We start from the raw sequence: 5,516 nt of genomic DNA on the forward strand, positions 1-5,516 counted from the left end.
ACCAGCTGTCAGGTAGTCGCACTCATCTGGAACCGCGCGCCAAGCCGCACAGACGCAGAGTGGCAGCACCGCCGGCCCCGCGGGATGGGTGTAGGGGCCGGGCCCGCCGCAGCCCAGCGCACCCGCCGCCCAGTCGCCGGACCCCTTCCCGGCCTCGGAGCCCGAGCGGGAGCCACGCCGCGGCGCCGGGGTCGGCGGCCATCTGCTCGCCATCCTCATCGGCGCGGTGCTGTCGGTGTTCGCGATGGTGCTGCTGCTGCTCGGCGAGGCGCGCATCCTGGGGTCGGAGGACCCGACGGCCGCCGATGGCATCGGCATCGTGCTGGTCACGCTGGGGGTGCTGCTGCTCGCGACGGTGGTCTACCTCGGCGTGTGGTCTGCGGCGTTGCCGATCACCGGGGGCGTGATCCTCACGGTGGTCGGCGGGTTCTACCTGTACTTCCCGTCGGTGGCCCGAGACGAGACGCTGCGGCTGCTGGCGACCGATGCGTCCCGCACCACGGTGATCTACGGCATCGTCGCCAGCACGATGGGCGTGGTGTTCGTGGTGGGCGTGCTGCTGCTCGTCGCAGGGTGGGCACTGGCCGTGGCCCGACGTCGTGGGCGGGCGCTGGGCGCGTTCCGGGAGCGTGTGCGCAGGGCGTGACGCGGCGTCTCAGATCTCCTGACGGGCAGACGGACCAGGACACTCCCCCCTAGAGTGCGACACGGGGCCCGAATCCCCATGCCGCACCAACGTCGTTGCGCAGGAGGTAAATCCGTGACCCAGGTCGACGAGCCCACCCACCCCGAGCCTTCGGACCCGAGCACCACAGCGCCGCCCAGCAGCACGCCCACGCCGAATGCCGCAGAGGGCGGCGCGCCGTCCACGGGCCTGGCGAACCTCCTCACCGAGGACCGCCGCTTCCCCCCGGACCCGGAGTTCGCCGCGCAGGCCAACGCCCACCCCGAGCTGTACCCGTGGGCGAACGCCGACCGCCTGGACTTCTGGCGGGACCAGGCCCGCGAGCTGGTCTCCTGGTCGACGCCCTTCGAGGAGGTGCTCGACTGGTCGGGCGCGCCGGTGGCCCGGTGGTTCGCCGACGGCCGCCTGAACGCCGCGTACAACGCGGTGGACCGCCACGTGGAGGCCGGCAACGGCGGCCGGGTGGCGCTGCACTTCGAGGGCGAGCCCGGCGACACGCGCACGATCACCTATGCGGACCTGCAGCGCGAGGTGTCGCAGGCGGCGAACGCGCTGCTCGAGCTCGGCGTCGGGACGGGCGACCGGGTGGCGATCTACATGCCGCTGATCCCGGAGGCCGTGGTCGCGATGCTCGCCTGCGCGCGCATCGGCGCCCCGCACTCGGTGGTGTTCGGCGGGTTCTCCGCGGAGGCGCTGCACTCCCGGATCGAGGACGCGCAGGCCAAGCTGGTCATCACAGCGGACGGCGGCTACCGCCGGGGCGCGGCGTCCGCGCTGAAGCCGGCGGTGGACGATGCGCTGGCCAAGGGCTCGGAGAGCGTCGAGCACGTGCTGGTGGTGCGCCGCACCGGCCAGGACGTCGCGTGGACCGAGGGCCGCGACGTGTGGTGGCACGACGCGGTCGGGTCCGCGAGCGCCGAGCACACGCCCGTCGAGCTGGAGGCCGAGCACCCGCTGTTCATCCTGTACACGTCGGGGACCACGGGGAAGCCGAAGGGCATCTTCCACACCACCGGCGGGTACCTGACGCAGGCGGCGTACACGCACCTGAACGTCTTCGACCTCAAGGCCGAGTCGGACGTGTACTGGTGCACCGCCGACATCGGCTGGGTCACCGGGCACACGTACGTCGTCTACGGGCCGCTGGTGAACGGCGCCACGCAGGTGATCTACGAGGGCACGCCGGACACCCCGGACCGGGGCCGTTGGTGGGACATCGTCGAGAAGTACAAGGTGTCGATCCTGTACACCGCCCCCACGGCGATCCGCACCTGCATGAAGTGGGGCGACGCGATCCCCGCCGCACGCGACCTGTCGTCGCTGCGGGTGCTGGGATCGGTGGGCGAGCCCATCAACCCGGAGGCGTGGATGTGGTACCGCCGGGTGATCGGCGGCGACCGCACGCCGATCGTGGACACGTGGTGGCAGACGGAGACGGGCGCGATCATGATCTCCCCGCTGCCGGGCTGCACCACCACGAAGCCGGGCTCGGCGCAGGTCCCGCTGCCGGGGATCTCGGCGGACGTCTTCGACGACGACGCGCACCCGGTGCCGAACGGCGCCGGCGGCTACCTGGTGCTCACCGAGCCGTGGCCGGCGATGCTGCGCGGCATCTGGGGCGACCCTGAGCGGTACAAGGACACGTACTGGTCGCGGTTCCCGGGCGTGTACTTCGCGGGCGACGGCGCCAAGAAGGACGATGACGGCGACATCTGGCTGCTGGGGCGGGTGGACGATGTCATGAATGTGTCGGGCCACCGGCTCTCCACCACGGAGATCGAGTCGGCGCTGGTCTCGCACCCGACGGTGGCCGAGGCGGCCGTGGTGGGCGCGGCCGACGACACGACCGGGCAGGCGGTGGTGGCCTTCGTGATCCTGCGCGGGGACGCGGCGACTGACCGCTCCGCCGAGGAGGTCGCGTCTGAGCTGCGGGCGCATGTCGCCAAGGAGATCGGGCCCATCGCGAAGCCCCGCACGATCCTCGTGGTGCAGGAGCTCCCGAAGACCCGATCGGGCAAGATCATGCGCCGCCTGCTGCGGGACGTGGCCGAGCACCGTCAGGTGGGCGACGCGACGACGCTGGCGGACGCGTCGGTGATGGACCTCATCACCGCCGGGCTGAACGTGAAATCGCCTGAGGCCTGACGATGGCGGTGCTGCAGTCCGCTGACGCAGCGAGCGAGGCCCTCCCGCTCCGGGACGACGCCGGTGAGAGCCGGCCGTCCCGGAGGCGGGAGGCCCGCGGCCCGTGGGTGGTGGCCGCCCTGGCCGGCGCGCTGTACATCGGGTTCGCGATCTCGCAGTGGCAGCGCTACGTGTCGTTGTCGTGGGACCTGGGCATCTTCACCCAGCTCGCCCGGCAGTACGCGCATCTGCAGCCGCCGATCGTCACCATCAAGGGTGAGGGCTTCAACCTGCTGGGCGACCATTTCCACCCGCTGCTGGCGGTGCTGGGCCCGGTGTACGCGCTGTTCCCGAGCGCTGTGACGCTGCTGGTGGCGCAGGGCCTGCTGCTCGCGGGGTCGGTGCTGGTGATCGCGCGGGAGGCGGCACGACGCCTGGAGCCCGCGGCCGGGGTGGCCGTCGGCGGCGCGTATGCGGTGAGCTTCGGCGTGGTGGGCGCGATGTCGGTGCAGTTCCACGAGATCGCCTTCGCGATGCCGCTATTGGCGCTGTCGCTCGTGGCCCTGCTGCGCCGCCAGTGGCTCGCATGCGCACTGTGGGCGGCGCCGCTGGTGCTGGTCAAGGAGGACCTGGGCCTGACCGTCGCCATGCTGGGCGCCGTGCTGGCGTGGCGCAGCCGGCGCGGCCTCGGGCTGGCGTTGATGGCGTGGGGGCTGGGGTGGTTCGCCCTGACCACGTACGTGCTGATCCCGGCGCTGAGCACCCGCGACCAATGGGACTACGGCAGCAAGATCGACGTGGGAGCGTTCGCGGCGCAGCCGTGGCTGGCCGCCGTCGCGCTCGTGGACGACAGGGACAAGATCGCCACGCTGTTGATGCTCGTGGCGATCACCGGGCTGATCGGGCTGCGGTCCCCGATCCTGCTGGTGGCGGCGCCCACGATCGCGTGGCGCTTCCTGGCGGACAACGAGGGCTACTGGACGCACACGTGGCACTACAGCGCGGTGCTGATGCCGATCGCGTTCGCGGCGCTGCTCGACGGCATCCGGGGCGCCCGGGTCTCGCCGCGGCGCTGGCTGCGGCGGTACAGCGCGATGGCGGTGCCCGTGGCCGCGACGGTCGCGGTGATGCTGGCCCCGCAGCTCGCGCTCCACCAGCTCTCCCATGCGGACTTCTACCGGGCGTCGCCTCGCGCGGCCGACGCCGAGGCTGTGCTCGAGCAGGTGCCGGACGACGTGGTCGTCGAGACGGACGTCGGCCTGATGTCCTACCTGGTGGATGACCGCAGCGTGTACTTCGTGGGCGCCCAGGGCAACCCGGCGCCGGACTACCTGCTGATCGACGAGCAGGGCGGCGGCTGGAACCCGGCCCCCGACGACGCCGCGGTGTACGCCGAGCAGCTCCACCCCGGCGTCGACTACCGGCTGGTGCATGACCAGGGCGGCTTCCAGCTCGCCGAGCGGACGCGGTAGCCCGCACGCATCGCGAGGGTGAAGCGTTTCGCGCCGTGGGGGACGCCCGATTCGTCTGATACTTCTGTGGCCGAAGAAAGTCCCCGGAGCATCGCGGCTCCGGGGGCTGCCGACGGTGACACCCCACCGCGCCTCGATGAAGAGCCGCCCTCGAGGACGTGGACCGCCGGCCCCCTCGCGCGGCACTCGGAACGAGGACGTCATGAGAATGCGACTCACCGCGTTAGCCGGAGCCTTCGTGGCTGCGGCGGCACTGGCCGTGGGAGGGATCACCGTGGCGAACGCCGCGACCCCCGTCGGCCTGCACATCGAGAACGGCAAGCTCGTCGAGCGCAACGGCACGCCCTTCGTGGCCCGCGGCGCCAGCCACGCCCACACCTGGTACGCCACGCAGACCTCGTCGATCGCGAATATCAAGGCCAAGGGCGCCAACGCGGTGCGCGTGGTCCTGTCCAGCGGCGACCGCTGGACCAAGAACGACACCGCCGACGTCGCGAACATCGTCAGCCTGTGCAAGGCCAACAAGCTCATCTGCATGCTCGAGGTGCATGACACCACCGGGTACGGCGAGGAGGGCGCCGCGATCACCCTCGACAAGGCCGTCGACTACTGGGTCAGCATCAAGTCGGCCATCGAGGGCCAGGAGGACTACATCCAGCTCAACATCGGCAACGAGCCCTACGGCAACACCGAGGCGGTGAGCGCGCGCTGGGCCGCCGACACATCGGCCGCGATCAAGCGCCTGCGGACCGCCGGGTTCAAGCACAACATCGTGGTCGACGCCCCGAACTGGGGCCAGGACTGGCGGGGGCTCATGCGGGACAACGCCGCGACGGTCTTCGCCGCCGACCCCGACGCGAACACGCTGTTCTCGGTGCACATGTACGGCGTGTACGGCCAGGCCTCGACGATCACCTCGTACCTCAAGGCGTTCACCGACGCGAAGCTGCCCATCGTGGTCGGCGAGTTCGGCAACAACCACTCCGACGGGGACGTCGACGAGGACACGATCATGTCCGAGACGCAGCGCCTGGGCATCGGCTACTACGGCTGGTCATGGTCGGGCAACGGCGGCGGCGTCGAGTACCTGGACCTCGTCACCAACTTCAACCCGAACCAGCTGAGCACCTGGGGCCAGCGGCTGTTCAACGGCGCCAACGGCATCGTGGCCACCTCGAAGCAGGCCACCATCTACGGCGCGACACCCACCACTCCGCCGCCCACCACTCCCCCGG

At 71.2% G+C, this 5,516-nt stretch carries 4 protein-coding genes; all 4 read left to right on the plus strand.

Features of this window, described 5'->3' with window-relative positions; genetic code table 11:
• Nucleotides 1–226 precede the first annotated feature (226 nt).
• Nucleotides 227–646 (plus strand): hypothetical protein, encoded by a 420-nt coding sequence (locus BN3788_RS00020; protein WP_066581473.1) that lies wholly within the window; start codon nt 227–229, stop codon nt 644–646.
• Between the two features lie 114 nt (nt 647–760).
• The gene (acs, locus tag BN3788_RS00025) at nt 761–2,830 is read left to right on the plus strand and encodes an acetate--CoA ligase (RefSeq protein ID WP_390619481.1); all 2,070 of its coding nucleotides are present in this window, start codon (nt 761–763) and stop codon (nt 2,828–2,830) included.
• A 2-nt stretch (nt 2,831–2,832) separates the two neighbouring features.
• Nucleotides 2,833–4,281: a DUF2079 domain-containing protein gene (locus BN3788_RS00030; protein WP_066581477.1), complete on the plus strand. Its 1,449-nt coding sequence runs from the start codon at nt 2,833–2,835 to the stop codon at nt 4,279–4,281.
• A gap of 202 nt (nt 4,282–4,483) precedes the next feature.
• Nucleotides 4,484–5,516, plus strand: a 1,033-nt coding sequence (locus BN3788_RS00035) for a cellulase family glycosylhydrolase (protein ID WP_147525017.1), incomplete at its 3' end; no start/stop codon positions are given.

The sequence above is a fragment of the Cellulomonas timonensis genome (assembly GCF_900046455.1).
GTDB lineage: Bacteria > Actinomycetota > Actinomycetes > Actinomycetales > Cellulomonadaceae > Cellulomonas_A > Cellulomonas_A timonensis.

Excerpts from the sequence above, each read along its gene's own strand:
- BN3788_RS00030 (WP_066581477.1), top strand. The coding sequence starts at position 2,833 with ATGGCGGTGCTGCAGTCCGCTGACGCAGCGAGCGAGGCCCTCCCGCTC.